Source organism: Nonomuraea sp. NPDC048916 (assembly GCF_040649575.1).
In the GTDB taxonomy this organism is placed as follows: Bacteria; Actinomycetota; Actinomycetes; order Streptosporangiales; family Streptosporangiaceae; genus Nonomuraea.
Genome location: NZ_JBEZFS010000048.1, coordinates 1 through 25,046, shown reverse-complemented (window position 1 = coordinate 25,046; position 25,046 = coordinate 1). Strand labels below are relative to the sequence as shown.

Genomic DNA, 25,046 nt, shown 5'->3' with positions numbered 1-25,046 from the left:
TCTCAGGGAGAGTTCGTAAGATCTCAACCTAACCGTGACCAATGCCTGCGAGTCTGATACGCCTTGTTGGAACCTGCCCGCCGAAACGGAGAAGGACAGTGCTGACGTCCAAGGCGCGGCGCCGCCGCCTCGCCCTCAAGACATCTGCCCTGGGACTGATGACCACACTGGTCCTCTTCGTTGGTGCAGTCGTCGCCCTCTCGTCTCCCGCCTCGGCGCTGGTGGACAAGACGATGGAGATCACCTACGCGTGTGCGGCCGGTGGTCCGTTCAAAACTGGAGAGGTCAAGGTCACGATCAGCGCGCCCGAGTCCGCCGCCCTGAGCGGGACCGCGCCGGTGAAGTGGAAGCTTCCTCAGCTGACCGCCTCCAAGGCCCTGGCGGGCACGTTGAAGATCGACGGCAGCCTGGCTGTAGCCGGAGGCTCCGCGGCGACGCTGAGCGCGACGCAGTCGCCCACCGTCAACGTCGCCGTAGACGGCACCTACACCCCGCCGGAGATGACGGGCACTCTGACCGCTCCAGCCACGGCGGGGACCCTCACCCTGACCCCGGTGACCACGGGCGCGAGCCTGACCCTGGCCTACACGGCAACGGGAAGCACGACACCCGAAACGACCAGTTGCACGTACAAGAGCGCCACTCCCGCCAACCTGGTCATCGAGGTCAAGCAGGGGGGTGGGAGCGGCACGGGGACCGACATCCTCGCCTACACCTGCTCCCTCGGCGCGACCGACACCGACCCGGTGACCGTCGACATCAAGGTCGTGCTGACGCCGCCGACCAGCGCCAGGGCGAACGAGGACGCGTCCATCACCTGGGCCAGCACGATCCAGACCACGAGTGACCCGCTGACGGCGCCTGCCGCGGGTCTGCCCGCGGGCAGCAAGCTCTTCACCACCGTGAAGGCGAGCGGTGCCGGAGCGGCCGCGACGGCGACCGGCGAGGTGGCGATGCCCGCCACGACGGTCGGCCAGGACATCACGACCCTCCCGAACGTCACGGTCAAGGTGAAGCCGACGACCACGGGCACCGTGACGCTCACGCCGGGCGACCTGATGATCGGTACCTCCGCGACCGTGCCGACGATCAAGTGCACCGCACCCACCACCGGGCTCAAGACCTACACCCTCACCGTGGGCAACGGGTCGAGCCCGTCGGCCTCGTCGACGCCGAGTTCTTCGGCGAGCAACAGCCCGAAGCCCACCAAGACGACGACGATCACGGTGACGGAGACGCCGAGCGGAGACAAGACCACGGAGCGGTCGTCCACGACGCCGAAGGCCGGGGCCGACACGGGGGCCGGTGGGGAGATGGGGCCCGACGGCCGGTTGTTCGTTCTGGCCGGGTCGATGTTGATCCTGGCCGCCGGCGCGGGCGGGCTGATGATGCGTCGCCGTACGATCAACAGGGGCTGATCCGTGATGGCGCCTCAGTATCCGTATGGCGGCCGGCCCGACCACAAGGGGGGCGTCGCGCTCAGATCCGTGCTGATCCTGGCGGCGGTCGCCGGTGTGGTGACCGTGGTCGCCGGCATGCTGATCGTGATGAGCTCGCCCGAGGAGTACGGCCTGGCCAGCCAGCGCGACCAGTTGGCGGTGAACGCGCAACCTGACGGAGGGCAGCCGGCGCAGGCCCTGTTCAAGGCGGCGCCCTCGGTGCCGCCGCCGCTGCCGCAGGTCAACCCGGCGCCGCCGATGCTGCCTTCGACCCCGGTGCGCATCAAGATCCCGAAGCTGGGCGTCAACGCCCCCGTGAAGTCGGTCGGCCTGGCCAAGAACGGCACGATCCAGGTGCCGCCGGCCGACAATCCCAACCTCGCGGGCTGGTACCGCAACATGTCCACCCCGGGTGAGGCCGGCCCGGCCGTGATCCTGGGCCACAAGGACACACGGACCCGCAGCGCGGTGTTCAGCCGGGTGCACGAGCTGCGCCACGGCGACACCATCGAGGTGAAGCGCCAGGACGGGACGACCGCTGTCTTCACGGTCGGCGGTGTGGAGCAGGCCAGTAAGGAGACGTTCCCCACCCAGCGCGTCTACGGCAACCAGGCGAACGCCCAGCTTCACCTCATCACCTGCGGCGGGATCTACAACCGCAGCAGCGGTCACTACACCGACAACGTCATCGTGTATGCGACGATGACGAGCTCCTATCGAAGCTGATCGCGGAGGCGCGCATGGGCTGGATGGCGAAGCGGAGACTGCGGACTGGCCCCACGGCGGCGTTGCCCGCCAAGCCGAGCCAGTCGGAGCTCCTGCGGATCGTACGACTGGCCGATCCGGACGCCCGCGAGGACGGTGACGACATCCTGGCCGTGGACGTCAGGGTCCACGCCCCGGTCGAGGCCGAGCCCGAGCTGGTGGGCGGCGAGCTGGAGAAGGTCTGGGCGTGCCGGGTGGCGGCCGAGGGGCCGCTGCCGTTCGACTTCTTCGACCGCTACCTGGCCGAGGGCATCGCCTTCCGCCTTGGCGGGCTGGCGGTGTGCAGGGGCGAGGTGACCGATCCCGCCGACCCGGCCGAAGCCGACCGGGGTGGTCCGGCGGTCGTGCTGCCGGTGCGGCCCGCCGCCGAGGAGGTGCTGGCCCTGCTGGACGGGGAGGTCGAGCAGGAGGAGGAGTTCGTCTACACGGTCGACGGCGTCCGGGTGCTGGTCGTGCCGCAGAAGGGCCGGCCGCCGGCCGTGCAGGAGCTGCTGCCGTTCGCGACCGAGCTGACCGCGATCGAGCTTCGCGGGGACGACCCGGCACGGCTGGGCGTACTCGCGTTGCGGCTGGCCGACGGGCTGAACGGGCTGGCCGTGGACCGGTGGCGGTTCCGGATGGACACGGCGGAGGATGTTCTGCCGCCGGCGTGAGAGGGCACAGAGCATCGTTCTGTTGTAGTCTCTCCTAATAACCGAATAATGCTCGGTTTCAGGAGGCACTGTGGCAGAGGCGTACATCGTCGGGGCCGTCCGGACCCCCGTCGGCAAGAAGAAGGGCGGCCTTTCCACCGTCCATCCCACCGATCTTGCCGCTCACACACTCAAGGCGCTGATGGAGCGCACCGGCGTCGATCCCGCGGCGGTGGAAGACGTCATCATGGGCTGCGTCATGCAGTTCGGCCCCCAGAGCATGGACATCGCGCGCAACGCGTGGCTGTCGGCGGGCCTGCCGGAGACCACCGCCGGCGTCACGATCGACCGGCAGTGCGGTTCCTCGCAGCAGTCGATCCACTTCGCCGCGCAGGGCGTCATGTCCGGCACCCAGGACCTGGTCGTGGCGGCCGGGGTCGAGTCGATGAGCATCGTGCCCATGGGCTCCTCGATCACCGCCGCGCTGGAGAAGGGCATGCCGTTCCCGTTCGGCGAAGGATGGGTCGAGCGCTACGGCAAGCAGGAGATCTCGCAGTTCCGCGGCGCGGAGCTGATGTGCGACAAGTGGGGCTTCACGCGGGACGAGCTCGAGAGGTTCGCCTACGAGTCCCACCAGCGGGCGGCCAAGGCCATCGCCAACGGTCACTTCAAGGACCAGATCGCCCCCGTCAACGGCGTCTCCGACGACGAGGGGCCGCGACCCGACTCGACGCTGGAGAAGCTGGCCGGGCTCAAGACCCTCAAGGAGGGCGGCAAGATCACCGCGGCCACCTCCTCGCAGATCTCCGACGGCTCGGGCGCGGTCCTGATCGCCTCCGAGCAGGCCGTACGCGACCACGGCCTGACCCCGCGCGCCCGCATCCACCAGCTGGCCCTGGTCGGTGACGACCCGGTGTACATGCTCACGGCGCCGATCCCGGCGACCCGGAAGGCGCTCCAGAAGGCCGGCATGTCGATCGACGAGATCGACGTGACGGAGATCAACGAGGCGTTCGCGCCGGTGCCGCTGGCCTGGATCAAGGAGCTCGGCGCCGACCCCGCCCGGGTCAACCCCAACGGCGGCGCCATCGCCCTCGGTCACCCGCTCGGCGGCACCGGGGCCATCCTGATGACCAAGCTGCTGCACGAGCTGGAGCGCACCGGCGGCAGGTACGGCCTGCAGACGATGTGCGAGGGCGGCGGCCAGGCCAACGTCACCATCATCGAGCGCCTCTGACCTCGGCGAAGGCTCGCCAGGGCGGAGCGGGCGCCTTCGCCGGGGGCTCCGGCGGGCTCCCCTCGCGTCGGGCTCGCCCGAACCGCCCCTGGCGTGAACGGTGCCCCGGTCCTTCGGATCCGAAGGACCGGGGCACCTGGTGTGCGGGGGCCCATGGCGTAGGGGGCCGCGCGCCGCACTCACTACCATCCCGGGTAGTGGCTCTAGCGTCCCTTGGGCGGGATGCGCCTCGGCGGGGCGATCGGCCGCTGCGGCATGCGCGGCGGCTGCCGTGGGAGCGGGGGCAGCTCCCGCCCCGGAATATTCGAGGTGCTCTTCTTCCCGCGTTTCTTCTTACCTGCGCGTACTCGCATGAGGTTGCTCCTTTACGTGACTCGTGACGCGGCCGGGGCCGGTCGACAAGCTCAGCTGCCGCGTCTGGACGGACTTCGGCGGGGTGTGGGCACCGCCGGGCGGTTCGGCTGAGGGGCCGGGCTGATCGGAGTCAGCCCAGGCGTTTTACTGGTAAAGGCGCATGTCCCTGACAGTACGGACAGACCGCAACGGACCGCAACTGATTAATCCCGGCTACACAGGGGAGCTTGGGACGCGTACCGTCGGCGGGAGGATGCCATGAGCGAGTACGCCAAGGCAAGAGAGCTCGGCGAGCAGGCCCGCGAACAGGAGTGGACGCGGCCGAGCTTCGCGAAACAGCTGTTCCTAGGGGATTTCCGGCTCGATCTGATCCATCCCGCGCCCAAACTCGGCGACGAGGCGACCAAGCGGGGCGAGGAGTTCGTCAGGGCGGTGCGCAGGTTCCTCGACGCGCACGTCGATCCGGCCGCGATCGAGCGGACCGCGCAGGTGCCCGACGAGGTGGTGAAGGGCCTGGCCGCGCTCGGCGCGTTCGGGATCACGATCAGCGAGGAGTACGGCGGCCTGGGCCTGCCCTACCTCTACTACTGCCGGGCGTTGATGCTCGTCGGCTCCTACTGCCCGGCGCTGGCGACGCTGCTCTCGGCGCACCAGTCGATCGGGGTGCCGCAACCGCTCAAGCTGTTCGGCACCGAGGAGCAGAAGCGCGAGTTCCTGCCCAGGTGCGCGCGAGGGGAGATCTCGGCGTTCCTGCTGACCGAGCCCGACGTCGGGTCCGACCCCGCCAGGCTGTCGACCACCGCGGTCAGGGACGGCGACGAGTACGTGATCGACGGCGTCAAGCTGTGGACCACCAACGGCGTCGTGGCCGACCTGCTCGTGGTCATGGCGCGAACGGGCAAGAAGATCAGCGCTTTCATCGTCGAGGCCGACTCTCCCGGCATCACGGTCAAGCGGCGCAACCAGTTCATGGGCCTGCGCGGCATCGAGAACGGCGTCACCGAGTTCGCCCAGGTCAGGGTCCCGGCCGCCAACCTCGTCGGCCGCGAGGGCGAAGGGCTCAAGATCGCCCTCACCACGCTCAACACCGGCCGCCTGTCCCTGCCCGCCACCTGCGCGGGCAACGCCAAGTGGGCCGTGAAGATCGCCCGGGAGTGGGGCAACGCGCGCGTGCAGTGGGGCCGCAAGATCGGCGAGCACGAGGCGGTGGCCACGAAGATCGCCTTCATCGCCGCCACGGCCTACGCCCTGGAGGCGGTCAGCGACCTCACCGGCCGCCTGGCCGACGACCAGCGCAACGACATCCGGATCGAGGCCGCGCTGGCCAAGCTGTACGCCACCGAGCTCTCCTACCAGGCGCTCGACGAACTGGTCCAGATCAGGGGCGGCCGCGGCTACGAGACCGCCGAGTCGCTGGCCGCGCGCGGCGAGCGCGGTGTGCCCGTGGAGCAGATGCTGCGCGACTCCCGGATCAACCGCATCTTCGAGGGCTCCTCCGAGATCATGCGGCTGCTGATCACCCGCGAGGCGGTCGACGCGCACCTGTCGGCCGCCGGGGAGCTGATCAACCCGGAGGCAACCCGCCGGCAACGCGCGCAGGCGCTCAGGCGGGCCGGCGGCTTCTACTCCCGCTGGCTGCCGACCCTGGTGGCGGGCGGCGGCAACCTGCCCACGTCCTACGCGTCGTTCGGGCCGCTGGCCGCGCACCTGCGCTTCGTGGAGCGGACCAGCAGGAAACTGGCCCGGTCCACCTTCTACGGCATGTCCCGCTGGCAGGGACGGCTGGAGCACCGGCAGGCGTTCCTCGGCCGGATCGTCGACATCGGGGCCGAGCTGTTCGCGATGACGGCCGTGTGCGTCAAGGCCGAGGAGGACTCGGGCGACCTCGGCCGCCGGCCGTACGAGCTGGCCGACACGTTCTGCAGGCAGGCCAGACAGCGGGTCGACGCGCTCTTCGCCCGGCTCTGGGACAACAGCGACAGCGAGGACGTACGGCTCGCGCGGTACGTGCTGGAAGGCCGCTACACGTTCGTGGAGGAGGGCATCCTCGACCCGTCCATCGAGGGTCCGTGGATCGGCGTGCCGCAGGGCGGGGAGAACGTCCGACGCAAGATCGTCTGACTTGTGGTCTAGACCGGTTAGGCAGGTGCGACGGCGCCGATGTTGTGGAACCGAGACCGGCCGGTATAGACCGGCTGGTGAACAGGGGCTTACTCTGGCGCAAACGTGTGGGGCCATGGGCTCCCGCGTCCCCAGTCCCACGGGGCGGCGTCGGCAGCTGGTACGGACCAGCGTGACCCGTCCGACGAGAAGGCGGTACTTAACGGTGAACATCAAGCTTGTGGGCGGCGCCGCTCTCGGCCTGGCGACCATGCTGGTCCTGTCCAGCTGCGGCTCCGGCGATTCCGGCACGGCGGGCGGCGACCAGCAGGCCGCGGAGGGCGGCCAGGTCACGCTGAAGATGGTCGCCGCCGACTACGGCGACGGCCCCGGCAAGCCGAACTCAGGTGAGACGTTCTGGAAGGGCGTCGTGGACGAGTTCCAGGCGGCCAACCCGAACATCAAGGTGGACGTCCAGGTCATCAACTGGAACGACATCGACAAGCAGGTCGCCACCATGGTCCAGAACGGCCAGGTGCCCGACATCCTGCAGACCGGCGACTACTCCGGCTTCGTCCAGGACGGCCTGCTGCACAAGGTCGACGAGGTGCTCTCGCCGAACGTCTCCGGTGACCTGCTGCAGAAGTTCGCCGACTTCGGCAAGGTCGACGGCACCGCCTACGGCATCCCGTTCGTCTCCTCGGCCCGCGCCCTGTTCTACAACAAGGAGCTGTTCACCAAGGCCGGCATCGCCGAGCCGCCGAAGACCTGGGACGAGCTCAAGGCCGCCGCCGAGAAGCTGAAGGCGGCCGGCGTGAGCCAGCCGTTCGGCCTCCCGCTCGGCCAGGAGGAGGCCCAGGGCGAGTCGTTCCTGTGGATGCTGGGCAACGGCGGCGGCTACAAGGACGCCTCCGGCAAGTGGGCCATCAACTCCCCGCAGAACGTCGAGACCTTCACCTACCTCAAGGGCCTCGTCGACGCCGGCCTGACCACCCCCAACCCCGGCACCAAGGACCGCAAGACGGTCTGGGAGGACTTCGGCGCCGGCAAGGTCGGCATGGTCAACGGCGGCCCCATGTCGATTCCGATCTTCGACGCGGCCGGCCTGAAGGACTACGGCGTCGCGGCGATCCCCGGCAAGGCCGGCCCGCTCGACACCACGCTCGGCGTCATGGACTGGATCATGGCGTTCAACAAGAACGGCCACCCCGCCGAGATCAAGAAGTTCCTCGACTTCTTCTACACCGGCTCCGCCGCGCAGAAGATCAGCGACACCTACAAGCTGCTGCCCGTCACCAACGGGGGCATCCAGAAGCTGTCGGGCGACGAGAAGCTCAAGCCGTTCCTCGACGCGCTGCCCAACGCCAGCTTCTACCCGTTCCAGGACCCGAAGTGGGCCGTGGTGAACCCGCAGATCAAGCAGACCATCGGCGGGGCCGTCAAGGACGACCCGGCCAAGGTCCTCGGCGAGCTCCAGAAGACCGCCGAGAGCAGCTGATCCATCGGGGGTCCGTACGGCCGGCGCCCCACCCACCGGGGCGCCGGCCGTACCGTTCATGGAAGGTTCCTCATGAGAAGGTTGCGCGCCCTGGAGCCCCTCGCCTGGGTGGGGCCCGCCATCGTGCTGATCGCGGTGGTCGTGCTCTGGCCGGTCGTCGAGATGATCAGGTCGTCGTTTCTGAAGATCAGCCGGTTCGGCGTGGTGCAGGGCTCCAACGGCCTGGCCAACTACGAGAAGCTGCTCGGCGAGAAGGACTTCGCGGACATCATGGTCCGTAGCGTGATCTGGGTGGTGGCCGTCGTCGTCCTCACCGTGCTGATCTCGCTGGCCCTCGCCCAGCTGTTCAACCAGCGATTCCCCGGCCGCAGGATCGCCCGCTGGGCACTGATCGCACCGTGGGCCGCGTCGGTGCTGATGACCGCGATCATCTTCAAGTGGATGCTCGACCCCGAGGTCGGGATGATCAACCAGATCCGGCTCAAGCTCGGGCTCATCGACGCGCTCGGCGGGGCCTCGGCCGACCAGCTGGGCGACGCCTCGACCGCGATGCCGTGGCTGGTGTTCGTCGCGGTGTTCGTGTCGGTGCCGTTCACCACGTACGCGCTGCTGGCCGGGCTGGCCACGATCCCCGCGGACGTCTACGAGGCGGCCAAGATGGACGGCGCCTCCCGGGCCCGGACATACTGGGCGATCACGCTGCCGCTGCTGCGCCCGGCGCTCACCGTGGCCGCGCTGATCAACGTGATGAACGTCTTCAACAGCTTCCCGATCATCTGGGCGATGACGCACGGGCAGCCCGGCTACTCGACCGCCACCTCGACGATCTTCATGTTCATCCTCAAGAGCTCCGACATCGGCGAATCCGCCGCGATGTCGGTCGTGAACTTCGGCATGGTGATCATCCTGACCGTGATCTTCCTCAAGGTGTCCCGCTGGAACAGGGAGGTGGCGTGATGGCCGTCAAGACCGCCCCCCGCGCCGCCTCACACCACCGCGCCAGGCCCCGGCCGGCGTCCGCCCGGCGGCTGCCCAAGGTCAAGACCGTCCTCGTCGCGGGCCTGGCGTACGTCGTCGCGTTCATCTTCCTGTTCCCGTACCTGGTGATGCTGCTCACCTCGCTGCGGCCACAGGACTCACTGCGCGACGCGACGTTCTTCCCCTCGGAGTGGGAGTGGTCCAACCTCGCCAACTTCTGGAGCAGCGGCCTGGCCGGCAACCTCGTCGTCACGCTCCAGGTGGCGGCCGGGTCGACGGTCCTGGTGCTGCTCGTGGCCCTGCCCGCGGCCTACTACTCCGCCCGTCACAACTTCAGGGGGCGCACGGCCTTCCTGATCCTGGTGCTGATCACCCAGATGTTCCAGCCCACGGCCATGCTGGTCGGCATCTACCGGGAGTTCTTCCAGTTCGGGCTGGTGGACTCGATCTGGTCGCTGATCCTGGTCAACGCCGGGTTCAACCTGGCGTTCGCGGTGTGGATCCTCAACGCGTACTTCGCCTCGATCCCGCGCGAGCTGGAGGAGGCGGCGTTCATCGACGGCAACGGCAGGTTCGGGGCGTTGTTCCGGATCACGCTGCCGCTCGCCCTGCCCGGCGTGATCACCGCGCTGATCTTCACGTTCATCGCCGCCTGGAACGAGTTCGTGGTGGCCCTGACCCTGACCACCACCCCCGCGAACCAGCCGCTGACCGTGGCGCTCAACTCGTTCATCGGGCAGTATCAGGTCGACTGGCAGAACCTGTTCGCCGGCTCGGTGATCGCCACCATCCCGGTGATCATCCTCTTCGCCCTGATCGAACGGAAGGTCGTCGGCGGCCTGACCGCCGGCTCCATCAAATGACCTCAGGCCCGGGGCTTCCCGGGCCCGAGGTGTCACCGGGTCAGGAGGGCACCCGGGCCACGCAGAAGACCGTCTGGCCGAAGGGCGGGCGGATGAAGCGCTCGATCAGGCGGGTGGCGGGCACCACCGTGCGGTCGTAGATCTTGACCAGCCGCGGGTCGGGATAGCCGACACCGCCGCGCCGCACCGCGGCCCACCAGGCGATGCCGCCCAGGAAGTTGATCGGCTTCAGCACGTCGATGTCGAGGCCCGCCCGGGCGACCGTCGAGGAGAGGGTCTTGGGCGTGTAGCGCTGGACGTGGCCGACCTTGCGGTCGAAGTCTCCGTAGAGCTGCATGTAGCCGGGCACCCAGATGATGATCCGCCCGCCCGGCTGGGTGACGCGGGCCAGCGAGCGCAGCGCCTCGGCGTCGTCCTCGATGTGCTCCAGGACGTTCATCATCACGACCGTGTCGACCTTGTCCTCGAGCGGGATGTCGGTCGGCAGGCCGAACTGCAGCACGTCGATGTCGTCGCGCCCGGCGAAGCGCTGCCTGAGCTGCTCGACGCAGTAGGGGTCGAAGTCGCTCACCACGAGCCGGTCGAGCCGCGGCAGGAACTGCTCGGCGAAGTGCCCCAGGCCCGAGCCGATCTCCAGCATCGAACGCCCGACATGCGGGGCGACCATGTCGAACTCGTACTGCCGGTAGTTCTTCGCCTCGTCCCCGCCGAGGTGGTTTTCCAGGGCCTCGTCACCGGCCGCCGGTTGCACTACGCGGTCATACCCAGAAGACATAGTCCCGTTCCTTCGAGGGGCTCGTGGATCTGCCAGAGTCTAGTGCCCGGCCGGGCTCCGGACTCACCTGATCGGCCCGGCACCCTTCCCTCGGCACCCTGTTTTGGGGTGGAATCTGACTCGTCCATGGATGACGACGACGCGATCGCCCGCTCACTCGCCGGTGACCTGTCCGCCTACGAGGCGCTGGTCACCCGCTACAGCGCGCTCGCCCACCGCACGGCGGCCATGCTGGGAGCGGGCGACGAGGCGGACGACGTGGTGCAGGAGGCGTTCGTCAAGGCGTTCAGGCACCTGTCGTCGTTCCGCCGCGACGCGCCGTTCCGGCCCTGGCTGCTGCGCATCGTGGCCAACGAGACCCACAACCTCAACCGGGCCCGCGGCCGGAGATCCGACCTGACCGTGCGCCTCGGCGCCACGGCCGAGGCCGCGGCTCCCGACGACCCGGCCGGCGCCGCGGTGGCCACCGACCGCCGCGCCCGCCTCCTGGAGGCGGTGCGCCGGCTGCCCGAGCGGGAACGCCAGGCCGTGGTCTGCCGGTACTTCTTACAGCTGTCCGAAGCGGAGACCGCCCAGGTGCTCGACTGGCCCCTGGGCACCGTGAAGTCCCGGACCCACCGCGGTCTGGCCCGGCTCAGAGAGGAGGTGGGTGGTGAGCTCGCCTGAGTCCTTCGACGATCTCGAAGCCCGGCTCCTCGACCTGGGCGCCTCCCTCGACGTCACCGGCCCGCCTCCGGCCGACGTGGCGGCCGCCGTCCGCGCCCGCCTCGCCGCCGAATCCACCCCGAAGCCCGTGCCCGAGGCCGCGCCCGAGACCGCGCCCGAGACCGTGCCCGAGGCCGCGCCCGAGACCGCGCCCGAGACCGCGCCCGAGACCGCGCCCGAGACCGCGCCCGAGACCGCGCCCGAGACGGTGCCCGAGATCGTCCCCGGGGCGGCGCGGGAGCGGCGACCGGCTCGACGCGGCGGCCGGCGCAGGAGGTGGACGGTCGTCGTGGCCGTGGTGCTCGCCGTCGTCGCCGTCACGGCCGCCACCCCCCAGGGGCGGGCGGCGGTCGCCGCCATCCTCAGGTACGCCGGGATCGAGCTGCGCCTGGGCGAGACGCCGCAGCCGGTCGTCACCCCCACCACGCTGCCGGGGGAGCGTCACGTCGAGCCGAGCCGGCTGGGCTCCCTGGTCGGCTTCCCCGTCAGAACCCCGGCCGCCCTGGGCCCGCCCGCCGCGGCCACGGTCGGCGACAACGGGCGGGTGGCGTCGATGTTCTGGCCGGGCGGCATCCGGCTCGACCAGTTCGACGGCACCATGGCGCCCTTCTTCTTCAAGCAACTGGGCCCGCCCCATCCCCAGGACGTGCCCCTCGGCACCACCACGGCCTGGTGGATCGGCGGCAGCCACCCGCTGGGCTACATCGAACGCGAGGACGGCACCTCGGTCCCGCTGCGCCAGGCCGGCCCCACCCTCATCTGGCAGTCGGGCGCCGTCGGCCACCGCCTAGAAGGCGCCGGGACCAAGGAACGGGCCGCCGAGATCGCGGCCTCACTCCGCTGACGACTCGGCTGACGACTCCGCCGAGGGCGACACCAGCCAGTCGTCGATCTCCTTCTGCAGCTCCTTGCGCACCGCCTCGGGTGCGGCCGACGACCTGATCGACTGCCGCGCCAGCTCGGCGATCTCGGCGTCGCGGAAGCCGTACACGTCACGTGCCAGCTCGTACTGCCGCAACAGCCGCGAACCGAACAGCAGTGGGTCGTCGGACCCCAGCGCGATGGGCACGCCCGAGTCGAACAGCCGCCGCACGGGCACGTCGGCGGCCCGCTCGGCCACCCCCAGCCCGACGTTCGAGGTGGGGCAGACCTCGCAGCAGATCTGCCGGTCGGCCAGCCGCTCCATCAACCGCTGATCCTCCGCCGCCCGGATCCCGTGGCCCACCCGATCGGCCTCCAGATCGTCGACGCACTGCGCGATGCTCCGTGGCCCGAGCAACTCACCCCCATGAGGCACGGCCAGCAGCCCCGCCCTCTTGGCGATCCGGAACGCCCGCTCGAAGTCGCGTGCCTGCCCCCGGCGCTCGTCGTTCGACAGCCCGAACCCGACGACGCCCTTGCCCACGTACTGGGCGGCGAGCCGGGCAAGCGTGTTGGCGTCGAGCGGATGCTTGGTCCGGTTGGCCGCCACGACCACGGCCATCCCGACGCCCGCCTGCTCGCCCGCCCTGGCCGCAGCGTCCAGCACGAGCTCCAGCGTGGCCGTCAGCCCGCCGAACCGCTGCGCGTAGCCCGAGGGATCGACCTGGATCTCCAGCCACCTCGACCCGGCTGCCGCCTCGTCCTCGGCCGTCTCCCGCAGCAACCGGTAGACGTGCTCGGGCTTGCTCAGCACCGACCGCGCGATGTCGTACAGCCGCTGGAACCTGAACCAGCCCCGCTCGTCGGTGGCCCGCAGTCGCGGCGGCCAGTCCTGTTCGAGCGCGTCGGGCAGGTGCAGCCCCTGCTCCCTGGCCAGCTCGATCAACGTCGAGTGCCGCATGGACCCGGTGAAGTGCAGGTGCAGATGTGCCTTGGGCAGCTTGTCTAGCGGACGTGGCATTTCCATATCCTGCCACTCAACCCAGGGGAGGGGTCGTGGGTTGGGGAGGGCGAAAGGGGACCCTCGCCTATGACGGACGAAGACGAAGCGGCAGTCGAGGTCTACCTGAGCCCATGTACGTCGGACGGGACGGCGGACCCGCCGAGCTGGGGAAGATCGCCGAAGAGATCGAACTCCGCGAGTAAACTCCTGGGACGGTCGATGTCAAGCTGAGGATCGATGGTTCATGATGCCCGAGGGTCCGAGGAGCGGCGAGTGGCGGCGGGCCGCACTCGCGTTCGGCGCCTTGGGCGTCACCATCCTGGTCATCTACGAGCTGTTCTCCTCGGGGTTCGGGCGGCCCCCGCACATGGGCGCAGGGTCGCCCACGCCCGTTCCGGTCGTCGAGCCGGCTCCGGCGGCGACCAGCGGTCCCGGCAGGGCCGCGGCGGGGCGGCCCGGCAGCGTCTCCGCTCCGAAGGCCACGCTCGCGGTGATCTCCGGCGACTTCTGGCTCACCTATCTGCCCGCCGGGCTGAGGCGTACGGGCGGAGGAGCGATCCCGCCCGCCCCCGGCGTCGAAGGCGCCTGGGCCAGGTTCGGCTCCGCCGGCGGCTTCGTCGAGGCGCGGGTCGAGCGCGGTACGGTAGCAGCGAACTGGGAGTCCTACCGCGACCGGGTCTCCCTGGCCGACGCCAGGGACACCACCATCCGCGGCAGACCCGCCATGGTCGGCAGGCACCCGAGCGGCGGCCGGATGATCGTCTGGCTGGAGCGGGCCGGCACCGGAGCGTGGATCCGGGTGAGCGAATCACTCGGCAAGGAGCTGCTTCCTCTTGCCGCCTCGGCGCGGGCTCCTGTAGGAGACTAGGGCTTTTCCCTGGTCATCCACTCGTAGCCAAGGGGGGCTGATGCGGCGCCTGGCACCGGTGATCCTCGTGCTGGCACTGGCCGGATGCGGCCCGGCCGCGTCCCCGGGGCCCGGCCTCGCGCGCTTCAGCCCGGTCCCCGCCGCCGAGCGGGGCCCCACCCTGACCTGTGGGTCCGGGTCCCTGACGATCACCTACCTGCCCGAGGGGCTGACCCGGGGGCGGGGGTTCGCGCAGATCAGGTCGCTCACCGAACAACTCAAGGTGCGCGGGGCGTCCTGGCACGGCGGCGGCGAGGAGCTGCGCGTCGGCGTGGTCTGCGGGGTGCGCTCCCCCGAGAGGTTCGCCTCGCTGGTCACCCGATCGGCCCTCAGCGCCCACCTGGGCAAGCCCGCGCTGCGCTGGCGCACGCGCGGCGACGTGCGCAACTACATGTGGCTCGAACGGCCGGGCACCGCGGTCTACGTCTCCGTCACCCCGGGGCTCGCCCGCGAGCTGGACCGGGTCGCCTCCGGAGTCGTCCCCGGCTCCTGAAGCCGCCGGAGGGACGGCTTCTGAAGCCGCCCGGGGACGGCTCCCGAAGTCGCCGGGGAAGGCTGCCGAAGTCGTCCGGGGATAGCTCCCGAAGTCGCCGGGGAAGGCCGCGGAAACGGGGTCAGCGCGCCTCGGTGAGCAGCTTGGCCAGGCGGCTGACTCCCTCGACCAGGTCGTCGTCGCCCAGCGCGTAGGACAGGCGGAAGTAGCCGGGAGTGCCGAACGCCTCGCCCGGGACGACCGCCACCTCGGCCTCCTCCAGGATCAGCTCGGCCAGCTCCGCCGAGGACTCCGGACGCCTGCCGCGCAGCTCCTTGCCGATCAGCTCCTTGACCGACGGGTAGGCGTAGAACGCCCCCTTCGGCTCGGGACAGAACACGCCCGGGATCTCGTTGAGCATCCGCACCATCGTCTGGCGGCGCCGGTCGAACGCCTCGCGCATCCGCTCCACTGCCGACAGGTCACCAGAGACGGCGGCCAGCGCGGCCATCTGCGACACGTTCGCGACGTTGGAGGTGGCGTGGGACTGCAGGTTGGTCGCCGCCTTGACGACGTCGGACGGACCGATCAGCCAGCCCACACGCCAGCCCGTCATCGCGTAGGTCTTGGCCACGCCGTTGAGGATGACGACCCGGTCGCCCAGCTCGGGAACGGCCGTGGCGATGCTGGTGAACTCGGCGTCGCCGTAGACGAGGTGCTCGTAGATCTCGTCGGTGACGACCCAGAGACCGTGCTCGGCCGCCCAGCGGCCGATCGCCACGGTCTCCTCGCGCGAGTAGACGGCGCCCGTCGGGTTGGACGGCGAGACGAACAGCAGCACCTTGGTGCGCTCGGTGCGCGCCGCCTCCAGCTGCTCGACGCCCGCGAGATAGCCGGTCGTCTCGTCGGTGACGACGTCGACCTGGACGCCGCCGGCCAGCTTGATCGCCTCGGGATAGGTCGTCCAGTAGGGCGCCACGACCAGGACCTCGTCACCCGGGTCGAGCAGCGTGGCGAACGCCTCGTAGACGGCCTGCTTGCCGCCGTTGGTGATCAGCACTTGGGACGGCTCGACCTGGTAGCCGGAGTCGCGCAGCGTCTTGGCGGCCACCGCCTGCTTGAGCTCGGGCAGGCCGCCGGCCGGGGTGTACTTGTGGAAGCGGGGCTCGCGCGCCGCCGCCACCGCCGCCTCGACGATGTAGCCGGGCGTCGGGAAGTCGGGCTCGCCCGCGCCGAAGCCGATGACCGGGCGGCCCGCCGCCTTCATCGCCTTGGCCTTGGCGTCCACGGCGAGCGTGGCGGACTCGGAAATCGCGGAGATTCGTGTGGAGACACGGGGTCGAGTGGACATGTCTCCATGCTCCCACGAGGCTCCCGCGAGGGGCGTGACCTGGGCGATCAGGTTCTGGTTCGACGTAGTGGCCATTACCCCGATACACTTCTGCCTGGTCGTGCCGCCGCATGTCGACGTGCGGTTCGGTCCAGGCAGTGAGCCGATCAGGGTAATGTGGTTGGCGACATAGGGCACTGGCGCAATTGGTAGCGCACCGGTCTCCAAAACCGGCGGTTGGGGGTTCGAGTCCCTCGTGCCCTGCGAGTGCGGTCCGCGCAATGAAGGCGTGTAAGCGCGCCGCAACCTGCGTTGGATACCGACAGATTCAGGTGAGGACTGTGGCGATCGACACGCGCGGCGAGACCGCAGACAAGCCTAGTGGCGAGAAGAAGTCACGCACGACCCCTGCCCTTTTCTACCGGCAGGTCGTCAACGAGCTCCGCAAGGTCATCTGGCCGACACGCAAGGATCTCACCACCTACACCACGGTCGTTCTGATATTCGTTCTGATCATGGTTGCCATCGTGTACGGACTCGACAGCGCTCTCGGCTGGGCTGTCCTCCGCATCTTCGGCGGGGCCTGATCTGACACCGCCGGAGTCGCCTGACGGAGTCGCCGTTCGATTCGACGAAAGAGGAAGAGTCACCGTGTCCGAGTCTTCAGTGCCGGCAGACGAGCCCCGCGACAAGTGGGGCGACGAGTCGGAAGAGGCCGTCGAGGCCACTGAGGAGACCGTCGACGCCGGGGTCGCGGAGAGCGACACCGCCGACGAGGCTCCCGCCGTCGACGAAGACGGTGACGTTCTGCCCGACGTCGACCCGGTCGAAGAGTTCAAGCGCTCCCTGCGCGGCCTCCCCGGCGAGTGGTACGTGATCCACTCCTACGCCGGCTACGAGAACCGTGTGAAGTCCAACATTGAGAGCCGCAACGTGTCGCTCAACATGGAGGACTACATCTACCAGGTCGAGGTGCCGACGCACACCGTCCAGGAGTTCAAGAGCGGCAAGAAGGTGCCGGTCAAGGAGCGTGTGCTGCCCGGCTACGTGCTGGTGCGCATGGAGCTGACCGACGAGTCGTGGGCTGCGGTGCGCAACACGCCCGGCGTGACCGGCTTCGTGGGCCTGTCCAACAAGCCGAGCCCGCTCAGCATCGACGAGGTCGCCAAGCTGCTCGCCCCGGAGCCCTCCGAGGAGAGCAAGAAGGCCGCGGCCAAGACCGCCACCGGACCCACGGTCGAGTTCGAGATCGGCGAGTCGGTCACGGTCATGGACGGTCCGTTCGCCACGCTGCCCGCCTCGGTGAGCGAGATCAGCCCCGAGTCGCAGAAGCTCAAGGTGCTCGTCTCGATCTTCGGCCGCGAGACCCCGGTCGAGCTGTCGTTCAACCAGGTCTCGAAGATCTAAGACGATCACATACACTAGTTAGTCGTCCTCACGCCTGTGGGGGTGAGCCGATCTCGGCGTTGGTCATCATCCAGCTCCCGGCCTCTCCCCGCGCCTGTGGGGGTTTCATGTAATCCAGGACCCGGAGAGTTCAGCCATGCCTCCAAAGAAGAAAGTGGCGGCCCTGGTCAAGGTCCAGCTTCCCGCTGGCCAGGCCACGCCCGCTCCGCCTGTCGGCACCGCCCTCGGTCCGCACGGCGTCAACATCATGGACTTCGTCAAGCAGTACAACGCTGCGACGGAGGCCCAGCGGGGCAACATCATCCCCGTTGAGATCACCATTTTCGAGGACCGCAGCTTCACCTTCGTCACGAAGACGCCCCCGGCGCCCGAGCTGATCAAGAAGGCTCTGGGCATCGACAAGGGCAGCGCGGTCCCGCACAAGGACAAGGTGGGCAAGCTCAGCCGCGAGCAGCTTCGCAGCATCGCCGAGACCAAGATGCCCGACCTCAACGCCAACGACGTCGAGGCCGCCGAGAAGATCATCGCCGGCACCGCCCGGTCGATGGGCATCACCGTCGCCGACTGAGACCTTTTCGACCCGTGGGAGGGCCGAGTTCGGCCCGCGCACCACTAGGAGACAGACATGCAGCGCAGCAAGGCGCACAAGGACGCCGCGGCGAAGATCGACCGCGACAGGCTCTACTCGCCCGCCGAGGCGGCGAAGCTCGCCAAGGACACCTCCACCACCAAGTTCGACGCCACCGTTGAGGTGGCGCTGCGACTGGGTGTCGACCCTCGCAAGGCCGACCAGATCGTGCGCGGCACGGTCAACCTTCCGCACGGCACCGGCAAGACCGCCCGGGTCCTGGTCTTCGCGACCGGTGACCGTGCCGAGGCGGCCCGCGAGGCGGGCGCCGACATCGTCGGCGCCGACGAGCTCATCGACGAGATCGCCAAGGGCAACCGGCTCAACGAGTTCGACGCGGTCGTGGCCACCCCCGACCTCATGGGCAAGGTCGGCCGCCTGGGCCGCGTCCTCGGCCCCCGCGGTCTCATGCCCAACCCCAAGACCGGCACCGTGACGCCCGACGTCGCCAAGGCCGTGACGGAGATCAAGGGCGGCAAGATCGAGTTCCGCACCGACCGGCAGGCCAACCTGCACTTCATCATCGGCAAGACGTCGTTCGGCGAGCGCCAGCTCATCGAGAACTACGCCGCCGCCCTTGACGAGGTGCTCCGGCTCAAGCCGTCGGCGGCCAAGGGTCGCTACGTCAAGAAGGTCACCTTCTCGACCACCATGGGCCCCGGCGTCCCGGTCGACCCCAACGCCACCCGCGGCCTCACCGCCGACCTGGAGGCGTGAGCAGGTCCACACGCACACTGACGGCCCCTGCCCGGTGATCGGGCGGGGGCCGTTCGGCGTTCTCGGGCGAGATCCCAGCGGAGGTGGTCGGGGATGTCCCTGGGTTTTCCCCGAGATCTTGCGGGAAGACGCCATGTTCCGGGCACCTACACGTAGGGTCAAAACATGCTGAAGCGCAGGATTAATCTCGCTACCGCCGCGGCGGGCGCCGCTCTGGTCGCGGTCGCGGTAGCCGGTTGCGGATCGAACGCGCAGCCTATCCAGGTCAACCTGGCCGCCTCCGAAGTGCTCGCTCAGGCCGCGCAGAAGACCGCGGAGGTCACCAGCTACACCGTCGACGCGGTCGTCGAAGTAGCGCACCCACAGGAGGGCAAGGGCAAGGTCCAGGGACGGATGCTGTACCAGAGCAAGCCGCAGCTGGCCGTCGACCTCACCCTCGACACCGTCGACATGGGCGGCAAGAGCCTGCCCGGCGGCGTGCGTGCCGTGCTCCAGGGCGACACCGTCTACGTCAAGGTGGAGGCGCTCAAGAACCTCGTCGGCGCGACCAAGCCGTGGATCAAGGTGTCGCTCACCGAGATGGGCGGCTCCGGCGAGGTGAAGCAGTATCTCGACCAGATTCAGCAGTTCGACCTGGCCAGCGTCACCAAGATGGTCACGGCGTCCAAGGACGTGAAGTCCGCCGGCACCGAGACCGTCGACGGCGCTGACACCACCCACTACAGCGGCACATTCCCCGTGGACGTGGCGGTCCAGCAGCTCCCCGCCGACCAGCAGGAGCAGGCGCGTAGAAATCTGGCGGAGCTGAAGGACGTCAAGTTCGACATCTGGGTCGACAGTGACGGCCTGCCCCGCAAGCTCGCGCTGAACGGCGCCAAGGAGGATGCCACGCTCAACGCCACCCTGTTCTTCAAGGGCTTCAACGAGCCGGTGAACATCGAGGCTCCGCCTGCCGACCAGGTCGGCGAGCTGCCGAAGGGCACCACCAACTGAGAACGATTTGGAAACTCGGCGGCCAGGCCGTAGTCTGGTCGTTGCCAAAGACCGTCGGTCGTCGTCAGGTGTCTCAAGACCTGGCGACCGAAGGATCCGCTTTCTGCGGACGGCCCACGCAGGTGTGACTACGAGTTTCCCACATGGTGATCCATGTGTGTGAGCCCCGTGTGCGCCCTGCGCCCGGGGCTGTTCTCATTTCTCGGGACTTCGCCGGCGGCACATCTGGAAGGAGGCCCATGGCGAGGGCGGATAAGGCGACAGCGGTTGCCGAGCTCAAGAACGAGTTCGAAGGCAGCGCTGCCGCCGTTCTGACCGAGTACCGCGGTCTCACCGTCGCCCAGCTCAAGCAGCTGCGCGTCTCTCTCGGTGAGAATGCGAAGTTCGCCGTGGCGAAGAACACCCTGACCAAGATCGCGGCCAGCGAGGCGGGTGTGTCGGGTCTCGACGACCTGCTCACCGGCCCGACCGCGATCGCCTTCGTCAACGGCGACGTTGTCGAGGCGGCCAAGGGTCTGCGTGACTTCGCCAAGGCCAATCCCCTTCTGGTGATCAAGGGCGGCGTCCTCGACGGCAAGAAGCTGGACGCAGCCGAGATCACCAAGCTCGCCGACCTCGAGTCCCGCGAGGTCCTCCTCGCGAAGCTTGCTGGCGCGATCAAGGCGAAGCAGAGCGCTGCTGCCGCGATGTTCGCCGCATTGCCCACCAACATGGCTCAGCTGGCCGACGCCCTCCGCGCGAAGCGCGAAGAGGCGGGCGAGTAACACGGGGATTGCCGCAAACCCCGCGGTCCCGTTCCTAAATTTCGCAAGTCCCATACGGAGGAAATCATCATGGCGAAGCTCAGCACCGACGAGCTGCTCGACGCGTTCAAGGAGATGACCCTCCTTGAGCTCTCCGAGTTCGTGAAGCAGTTCGAGGAGGTCTTCGACGTCAAGGCCGCCGCCCCCGTCGCGGTCGCCGCCGCCGCCCCGGCCGCTGCCGAGGCCGCCGCCGTCGAGGAGCAGGACGAGTTCGACGTCATCCTCGAGGCCGCCGGCGACAAGAAGATCCAGGTCATCAAGGAGATCCGCGCCCTCACGTCCCTCGGTCTCAAGGAGGCCAAGGACCTGGTGGACGGCGCTCCCAAGAACGTCTTCGACGGCAAGGTCAACAAGGAGCAGGCGGAGAAGGCCAAGGCTGCCCTCGAGGGCGCCGGCGCGTCCGTCACCGTCAAGTAACACCTCTCCGAGCGCCGTTTCCCGGCGCTCAACGAGATCGTTTCATCCAGGAGGGGCGGTCACACCCAGGTGCCGGGTGTGCCGCCCCTTTTGCGTGCCCGGACGCGTTCGCTCACACGACTGCGGGCGGCGCTGCTGAGGACGATCACGCTGGGCGTGACCGCGGGACATCAGCTGCTCGAGCTCGACGAGCTGCGCGAGGTGCCGCGTGAGGAGAGCGCCAGGGTGCTGCCGTCCGTGCTCCGCGCGCTCACCGACAGAGACGTCTCATAACCACACAGCAACAAGTTATTAGAATGGGTTCCAATTCCCTAGAACGTCGCTAGCGTGATGGCAACCTGTATCCCCTGCGACGGGAAGGTGACCGGTGGGCGTCGAAGTAGTGGTCGACGGGCTGACCAAGTCCTTCGGACGGCAGGTCATCTGGGAGGACGTCTCGCTCACCCTGCCCGCGGGTGAGATCTCGGTGCTGCTGGGCCCGTCCGGCACGGGCAAGTCGGTCTTCCTGAAGACGCTGGTCGGGCTGCTCAGGCCGGACCGCGGGCACATCTGGATCGACGGCCACGACCTGGCCAACTGCAACGAGAACAAGCTCTACGAGCTGCGCCGCCTGTTCGGCGTGCTGTTCCAGGATGGCGCCCTGTTCGGCTCCCTGAGCCTGTACGACAACATCGCCTTCCCGTTGCGCGAGCACACCAAGAAGTCCGAGTCGCGGATCCGCGGGATCGTGATGGAGAAGATGGAGCTCGTCGGCCTGGTCGGCGCCGAGACCAAGCTGCCCGGCGAGATCTCCGGCGGGATGCGCAAACGGGCCGGGCTGGCCAGGGCGCTGGTGCTCGATCCGGAGATCATCCTGTTCGACGAGCCCGACTCCGGCCTCGATCCGGTGCGTACCGCGTATCTGAACCAGCTCATCGTCGACCTCAACGCGGAGATCGAGGCGACGTTCCTGATCGTCACACACGACATCAACACCGCGCGCACGGTTCCCGACGACATCGGGCTGCTGTTCAGGCGCGAGCTGATCATGTTCGGTCCCCGCGAGATGCTGCTGTCCAGCGACGAGCCGGTGGTGCGGCAGTTCCTCAACGCGCGCAAGCACGGGCCCATCGGCATGTCGGAGGAGAAGGACATCTCCGAGCTGGAGGCCGAGGCGCAACAGGGCCACGACCCGGGCACGCTGCCGCCGATCCCGCCGCAGCTCATGCCGAGCGGTAACCGGCTGCGCCGCACCCAGCGGCCGCCGGGCACCTGGCTGGCCGCCAACGGCGTGATCCCGCCTCAGGGCTCGTTCGTGGACGATCGTGGCCGCAACTGGCTGGAGGAGTACCCCCGCCTGATCAACGCTCACCTCAACGGCGTCAAGTAGTACCACCTCGGCAGAATGCCGGTCTGGGGGTGGCTCGCGCGTTATGATCCCCGCGACCGGCCGGAAGGGGTGAGCAAACGTGGCAGGCGTCCCCGCTCGGCCGGCTCCCGTGCTCGTCGCCGTGCTGGCCGTGCTCGCGGTGCTGCTGGTGGGGGCGGGGCTGTGGATCGGCGCGCAGGCGCGCGAGGAGCAGGCGAGGGCGGACGACCGGCGGGCCGTCCTCGATGCGGCGGGCACCCACGCGGTCAACCTGCTCTCCCTGCACTACAAGACCATCGACGCCGACGTGCGGCGCATCCTGACCACCTCGACCGGAGGGGCCCGCGAGGAGTACGAGAGAAATCTCCAGCGGCTGAAGAGCACCACGGTCGCCAGCAAGGTGATGCAGGACGGCGTGCTGCGCGCGACCGGCCTGGTCTCGCTGTCGGAGGACACCGCCAGCGTGCTGGTCGTGGCCGATGTGGACATTCGGTGGGAGGGCTCGAAGACGCCCCCGCAGGACCGGTTCTACCGGTGGTCGATGGAGCTGACCAAGGTCGGAGGCGTCTGGTTGGTGTCGAAGGCGGTGCAGGTGGCGTGAGGACGGTCACGATCGGGCTCCTCGCCGTCGTCGCGGTGCTGGGCGTGGTGGTCGGGATGATGTGGTTCGACCTGAAGGCGATGCGTGACGCCGACGCCGCGGGGGTGGAGGCGATGGCCGCGGCCCGGTCGATGGCGCCCGACCTGCTGTCGTACGACTACCGGACGATCGAGCGCGACCTGGCCCGGGCGGCCGAGCACACCACGGGCTCGCTCACCGGCCACTACAGGGAGCTCTCGGCGGCCCTGGTGACCAAGGCCAAGGCCCAGAAGACGGTGCAGACGGCGGCCGTGACCGCCGTGGCCGTGGAGCGGGCCGAGACCGACCGGGTCGAGGTTCTGCTTTTCGTGAACACGGGTACCGTCAAGGAGGTCCCGGGCAAGGCGGAGCCCCAGCAGCAGATCAGCCAGAACCGCGCCAGGTTCGTCATGGTCCGGCAGGAGGCCCGCTGGCTCGTGGCCGACCTGTCGACGCTGATCGGCACCGCTTGAGGGGCCTCGGGCGTGGCGCGTCCTTCAATTGTTACCAAAAAACAGGTTTGGTGAACCCCATGCCAGGGGTACTTCAGTCACGACCACATCGGTTGTCGGCATTGGTTCGACCCTCGGTGTGACGGAGCGTTAGCCGTCCCCGTTCGCGGGTATCGTCTTGGGCCTGACGGTAGGCGCCCGGTCACACAGGGGAGAAAACCCAGCGTCCAGGCCCATAGTCGGCGAAAAGTACGGCTTGCGGGCTTGACGTATCCGCTCGAACGGGCGATGCTGCGACCAACGTGGAGCATGCAGCGAGAGCGAAGTGGACAGGCGTGTGCCGTTCGGCTACACTGCCCCTTTGCGCTGCCCTTTGACGACCCGCTCCGCTTGCTCACGTTGCGAGGTTGTCTGGCGTGCGTGTAGGGCAACGAGAAGTGGAAGGGCCGGGTAGAGGCGGCTCGCCAGGCCGGGCGCAAGGACGTCCCGACCCAGTCGGGCCTTGAGGAGATCTTCGAAGAGATCAGTCCCATCGAGGACTTCTCGGGGACCATGTCCTTGTCGTTCCGCGACCACCGGTTCGAACCGCCCAAGTACTCAGTAGACGAGTGCAAAGACAAGGACATGACCTTCTCCGCCCCGATGTTCGTGACGGCGGAGTTCATCAATAACACCACTGGTGAGATCAAGAGCCAGACGGTGTTCATGGGTGATTTCCCGCTCATGACGCCGAAGGGCACTTTCATCATCAACGGCACCGAGCGTGTCGTCGTCTCGCAGCTGGTGCGGTCCCCAGGGGTCTATTTCGAACGTAACGTCGACAAGACCTCCGACAAGGACCTCTACGGCTGCAAGGTCATCCCGTCCAGGGGTGCCTGGCTGGAGTTCGAGATCGACAAGCGCGACAGCGTCGGTGTCCGCATCGACCGCAAGCGCAAGCAGGCCGTCACCGTGCTTCTCAAGGCACTGGGATGGACCAATGAAAGGATCCTCGAGCGTTTCGGCCAGTACGAGTCGATGCGCGCCACCCTGGAGAAGGACCACACGGCCGGCCAGGACGACGCTCTGCTCGACATCTACCGCAAGCTGCGGCCGGGTGAGCCGCCGACCAAGGAGTCGGCGCAGACCCTGCTGGAGAATCTCTACTTCAATCCCAAGCGCTACGACCTGGCCAAGGTGGGCCGCTACAAGATCAACAAGAAGCTGGGGGTCGGCAGCGAGATCACCCAGGGCACGCTGACCGAAGAGGACATCGTCGCCACGATCGAGTACATCGTCCGGCTGCACGCCGGCGAGGACTCGATGCCGGCCGCCGCCGAGGCGCCGGTCGACACGGTGATCGTCGAGGTCGACGACATCGACCACTTCGGCAACCGCCGCCTGCGCAGCGTCGGCGAGCTCATCCAGAACCAGGTCCGCCTGGGGCTGGCCCGCATGGAGCGGGTCGTGCGCGAGCGGATGACCACCCAGGACGTCGAGGCCATCACGCCGCAGACCCTGATCAACATCCGCCCCGTCGTGGCGTCGATCAAGGAGTTCTTCGGCACCTCGCAGCTGTCGCAGTTCATGAACCAGACCAACCCGCTGGACGGCCTGACGCACAAGAGGCGGCTGTCCGCGCTGGGTCCCGGTGGTCTGTCGCGTGAGCGGGCCGGCTTCGAGGTCCGCGACGTGCACCCGTCCCACTACGGCCGGATGTGCCCGATCGAGACCCCTGAAGGCCCCAACATCGGCCTGATCGGC

27 protein-coding genes, 1 tRNA gene and 1 pseudogene are annotated in these 25,046 nt (G+C 68.6%); 25 read left to right on the top strand and 4 right to left on the bottom strand.

What is annotated here, in order from left to right; all coding sequences use genetic code 11:
* Positions 1-158 precede the first annotated feature (158 nt).
* The 4 genes from AB0C16_RS35150 to AB0C16_RS35135 all read left to right on the top strand — a co-directional run bounded on the left by AB0C16_RS35150 (position 159) and on the right by AB0C16_RS35135 (position 4,073).
* A complete protein-coding gene (locus tag AB0C16_RS35150; protein ID WP_357689581.1) occupies positions 159-1,418 on the top strand; it encodes a hypothetical protein in 1,260 nt (419 codons plus the stop codon).
* A gap of 6 nt (positions 1,419-1,424) precedes the next feature.
* Entirely contained in the window at positions 1,425-2,165 is a 741-nt protein-coding gene (locus AB0C16_RS35145; protein ID WP_357689634.1) for a class F sortase, read from the top strand.
* A gap of 14 nt (positions 2,166-2,179) precedes the next feature.
* Positions 2,180-2,857 (top strand): hypothetical protein, encoded by a 678-nt coding sequence (locus AB0C16_RS35140; protein WP_357689579.1) that lies wholly within the window; start codon positions 2,180-2,182, stop codon positions 2,855-2,857.
* Positions 2,858-2,927: 70 nt separating this feature from the next.
* Positions 2,928-4,073 (top strand): acetyl-CoA C-acetyltransferase, encoded by a 1,146-nt coding sequence (locus AB0C16_RS35135; protein ID WP_357689577.1) that lies wholly within the window; start codon positions 2,928-2,930, stop codon positions 4,071-4,073.
* Between the two features lie 203 nt (positions 4,074-4,276).
* On the opposite strand, the gene AB0C16_RS35130 is transcribed toward AB0C16_RS35135, so the two are convergent.
* Complete coding sequence (locus tag AB0C16_RS35130; protein ID WP_357689575.1) at positions 4,277-4,426, bottom strand: hypothetical protein; 150 nt, start codon at positions 4,424-4,426, stop codon at positions 4,277-4,279.
* Between the two features lie 259 nt (positions 4,427-4,685).
* Here AB0C16_RS35130 and AB0C16_RS35125 point away from each other — a divergent pair, with 259 nt between their 5' ends.
* The 4 genes from AB0C16_RS35125 (at position 4,686) to AB0C16_RS35110 (ending at position 9,866) form a co-directional block, all read left to right on the top strand.
* Entirely contained in the window at positions 4,686-6,548 is a 1,863-nt protein-coding gene (locus AB0C16_RS35125; RefSeq protein ID WP_357689573.1) for an acyl-CoA dehydrogenase family protein, read from the top strand.
* Positions 6,549-6,753: 205 nt separating this feature from the next.
* A complete protein-coding gene (locus AB0C16_RS35120) occupies positions 6,754-8,025 on the top strand; it encodes an extracellular solute-binding protein (RefSeq protein ID WP_357689570.1) in 1,272 nt (423 codons plus the stop codon).
* Positions 8,026-8,097: 72 nt separating this feature from the next.
* Entirely contained in the window at positions 8,098-8,982 is an 885-nt protein-coding gene (locus AB0C16_RS35115) for a sugar ABC transporter permease (RefSeq protein WP_357689567.1), read from the top strand.
* Positions 8,982-9,866 (top strand): carbohydrate ABC transporter permease, encoded by an 885-nt coding sequence (locus AB0C16_RS35110; RefSeq protein ID WP_357689564.1) that lies wholly within the window; start codon positions 8,982-8,984, stop codon positions 9,864-9,866. Before AB0C16_RS35115 ends, AB0C16_RS35110 begins: the two co-directional genes overlap by 1 nt.
* A gap of 40 nt (positions 9,867-9,906) precedes the next feature.
* On the opposite strand, the gene AB0C16_RS35105 is transcribed toward AB0C16_RS35110, so the two are convergent.
* Positions 9,907-10,641 carry a methyltransferase domain-containing protein gene (locus AB0C16_RS35105; RefSeq protein ID WP_357689562.1) on the bottom strand — a complete coding sequence of 245 codons (735 nt, stop codon included), beginning with the start codon at positions 10,639-10,641 and terminating at the stop codon, positions 9,907-9,909.
* A gap of 126 nt (positions 10,642-10,767) precedes the next feature.
* Between AB0C16_RS35105 and AB0C16_RS35100 the strand changes: the two genes are divergently transcribed.
* On the top strand, positions 10,768-11,307 hold the full coding sequence (locus AB0C16_RS35100; RefSeq protein WP_357689560.1) for an RNA polymerase sigma factor: 540 nt from the start codon (positions 10,768-10,770) through the stop codon (positions 11,305-11,307).
* Positions 11,294-12,190, top strand: a complete 897-nt coding sequence (locus tag AB0C16_RS35095; RefSeq protein ID WP_357689557.1) for a hypothetical protein — start codon at positions 11,294-11,296, stop codon at positions 12,188-12,190. The genes AB0C16_RS35100 and AB0C16_RS35095 overlap by 14 nt, the downstream gene beginning before the upstream one ends.
* Here AB0C16_RS35095 and AB0C16_RS35090 read toward each other — a convergent pair.
* On the bottom strand, positions 12,179-13,228 hold the full coding sequence (locus AB0C16_RS35090; RefSeq protein WP_357689555.1) for an adenosine deaminase: 1,050 nt from the start codon (positions 13,226-13,228) through the stop codon (positions 12,179-12,181). The two genes, AB0C16_RS35095 and AB0C16_RS35090, sit on opposite strands and share 12 nt — an antisense overlap.
* Before the next feature lie 226 nt (positions 13,229-13,454).
* Here AB0C16_RS35090 and AB0C16_RS35085 point away from each other — a divergent pair, with 226 nt between their 5' ends.
* A complete protein-coding gene (locus tag AB0C16_RS35085; protein WP_357689553.1) occupies positions 13,455-14,078 on the top strand; it encodes a hypothetical protein in 624 nt (207 codons plus the stop codon).
* 40 nt (positions 14,079-14,118) lie between these two features.
* The gene (locus AB0C16_RS35080) at positions 14,119-14,610 is read left to right on the top strand and encodes a hypothetical protein (RefSeq protein WP_357689551.1); all 492 of its coding nucleotides are present in this window, start codon (positions 14,119-14,121) and stop codon (positions 14,608-14,610) included.
* 121 nt (positions 14,611-14,731) lie between these two features.
* Here the strand turns inward: AB0C16_RS35080 and AB0C16_RS35075 are convergent, their stop codons facing one another.
* The gene (locus AB0C16_RS35075) at positions 14,732-15,940 is read right to left on the bottom strand and encodes a pyridoxal phosphate-dependent aminotransferase (RefSeq protein WP_357689550.1); all 1,209 of its coding nucleotides are present in this window, start codon (positions 15,938-15,940) and stop codon (positions 14,732-14,734) included.
* Between the two features lie 170 nt (positions 15,941-16,110).
* Here AB0C16_RS35075 and AB0C16_RS35070 point away from each other — a divergent pair.
* The 13 genes and pseudogenes from AB0C16_RS35070 to AB0C16_RS35010 form a co-directional block, all read left to right on the top strand.
* A tRNA-Trp gene (locus AB0C16_RS35070) sits at positions 16,111-16,183 on the top strand.
* A gap of 77 nt (positions 16,184-16,260) precedes the next feature.
* The gene (gene secE / locus AB0C16_RS35065; protein WP_357689547.1) at positions 16,261-16,506 is read left to right on the top strand and encodes a preprotein translocase subunit SecE; all 246 of its coding nucleotides are present in this window, start codon (positions 16,261-16,263) and stop codon (positions 16,504-16,506) included.
* A 64-nt stretch (positions 16,507-16,570) separates the two neighbouring features.
* Positions 16,571-17,326: a transcription termination/antitermination protein NusG gene (nusG, locus tag AB0C16_RS35060; protein WP_357689544.1), complete on the top strand. Its 756-nt coding sequence runs from the start codon at positions 16,571-16,573 to the stop codon at positions 17,324-17,326.
* 136 nt (positions 17,327-17,462) lie between these two features.
* Positions 17,463-17,894: a 50S ribosomal protein L11 gene (gene rplK / locus AB0C16_RS35055; protein WP_189124283.1), complete on the top strand. Its 432-nt coding sequence runs from the start codon at positions 17,463-17,465 to the stop codon at positions 17,892-17,894.
* Positions 17,895-17,951: 57 nt separating this feature from the next.
* Positions 17,952-18,671 (top strand): 50S ribosomal protein L1, encoded by a 720-nt coding sequence (gene rplA, locus AB0C16_RS35050; protein WP_357689541.1) that lies wholly within the window; start codon positions 17,952-17,954, stop codon positions 18,669-18,671.
* A gap of 165 nt (positions 18,672-18,836) precedes the next feature.
* Positions 18,837-19,664: an LppX_LprAFG lipoprotein gene (locus AB0C16_RS35045; RefSeq protein WP_357689538.1), complete on the top strand. Its 828-nt coding sequence runs from the start codon at positions 18,837-18,839 to the stop codon at positions 19,662-19,664.
* A 239-nt stretch (positions 19,665-19,903) separates the two neighbouring features.
* Positions 19,904-20,428 carry a 50S ribosomal protein L10 gene (rplJ, locus tag AB0C16_RS35040; RefSeq protein WP_357689535.1) on the top strand — a complete coding sequence of 175 codons (525 nt, stop codon included), beginning with the start codon at positions 19,904-19,906 and terminating at the stop codon, positions 20,426-20,428.
* Between the two features lie 69 nt (positions 20,429-20,497).
* Positions 20,498-20,884 carry a 50S ribosomal protein L7/L12 gene (gene rplL / locus AB0C16_RS35035; RefSeq protein ID WP_357689533.1) on the top strand — a complete coding sequence of 129 codons (387 nt, stop codon included), beginning with the start codon at positions 20,498-20,500 and terminating at the stop codon, positions 20,882-20,884.
* A 78-nt stretch (positions 20,885-20,962) separates the two neighbouring features.
* A complete protein-coding gene (locus AB0C16_RS35030; protein ID WP_357689530.1) occupies positions 20,963-21,157 on the top strand; it encodes a hypothetical protein in 195 nt (64 codons plus the stop codon).
* Between the two features lie 94 nt (positions 21,158-21,251).
* A complete protein-coding gene (locus tag AB0C16_RS35025) occupies positions 21,252-22,253 on the top strand; it encodes an ABC transporter ATP-binding protein (protein WP_357689527.1) in 1,002 nt (333 codons plus the stop codon).
* Between the two features lie 79 nt (positions 22,254-22,332).
* Positions 22,333-22,833: a hypothetical protein gene (locus AB0C16_RS35020; protein ID WP_357689524.1), complete on the top strand. Its 501-nt coding sequence runs from the start codon at positions 22,333-22,335 to the stop codon at positions 22,831-22,833.
* Positions 22,830-23,324 carry a hypothetical protein gene (locus AB0C16_RS35015; RefSeq protein ID WP_357689523.1) on the top strand — a complete coding sequence of 165 codons (495 nt, stop codon included), beginning with the start codon at positions 22,830-22,832 and terminating at the stop codon, positions 23,322-23,324. The genes AB0C16_RS35020 and AB0C16_RS35015 overlap by 4 nt, the downstream gene beginning before the upstream one ends.
* Before the next feature lie 345 nt (positions 23,325-23,669).
* Positions 23,670-25,046: pseudogene (locus AB0C16_RS35010) on the top strand (DNA-directed RNA polymerase subunit beta); the annotation flags it as partial.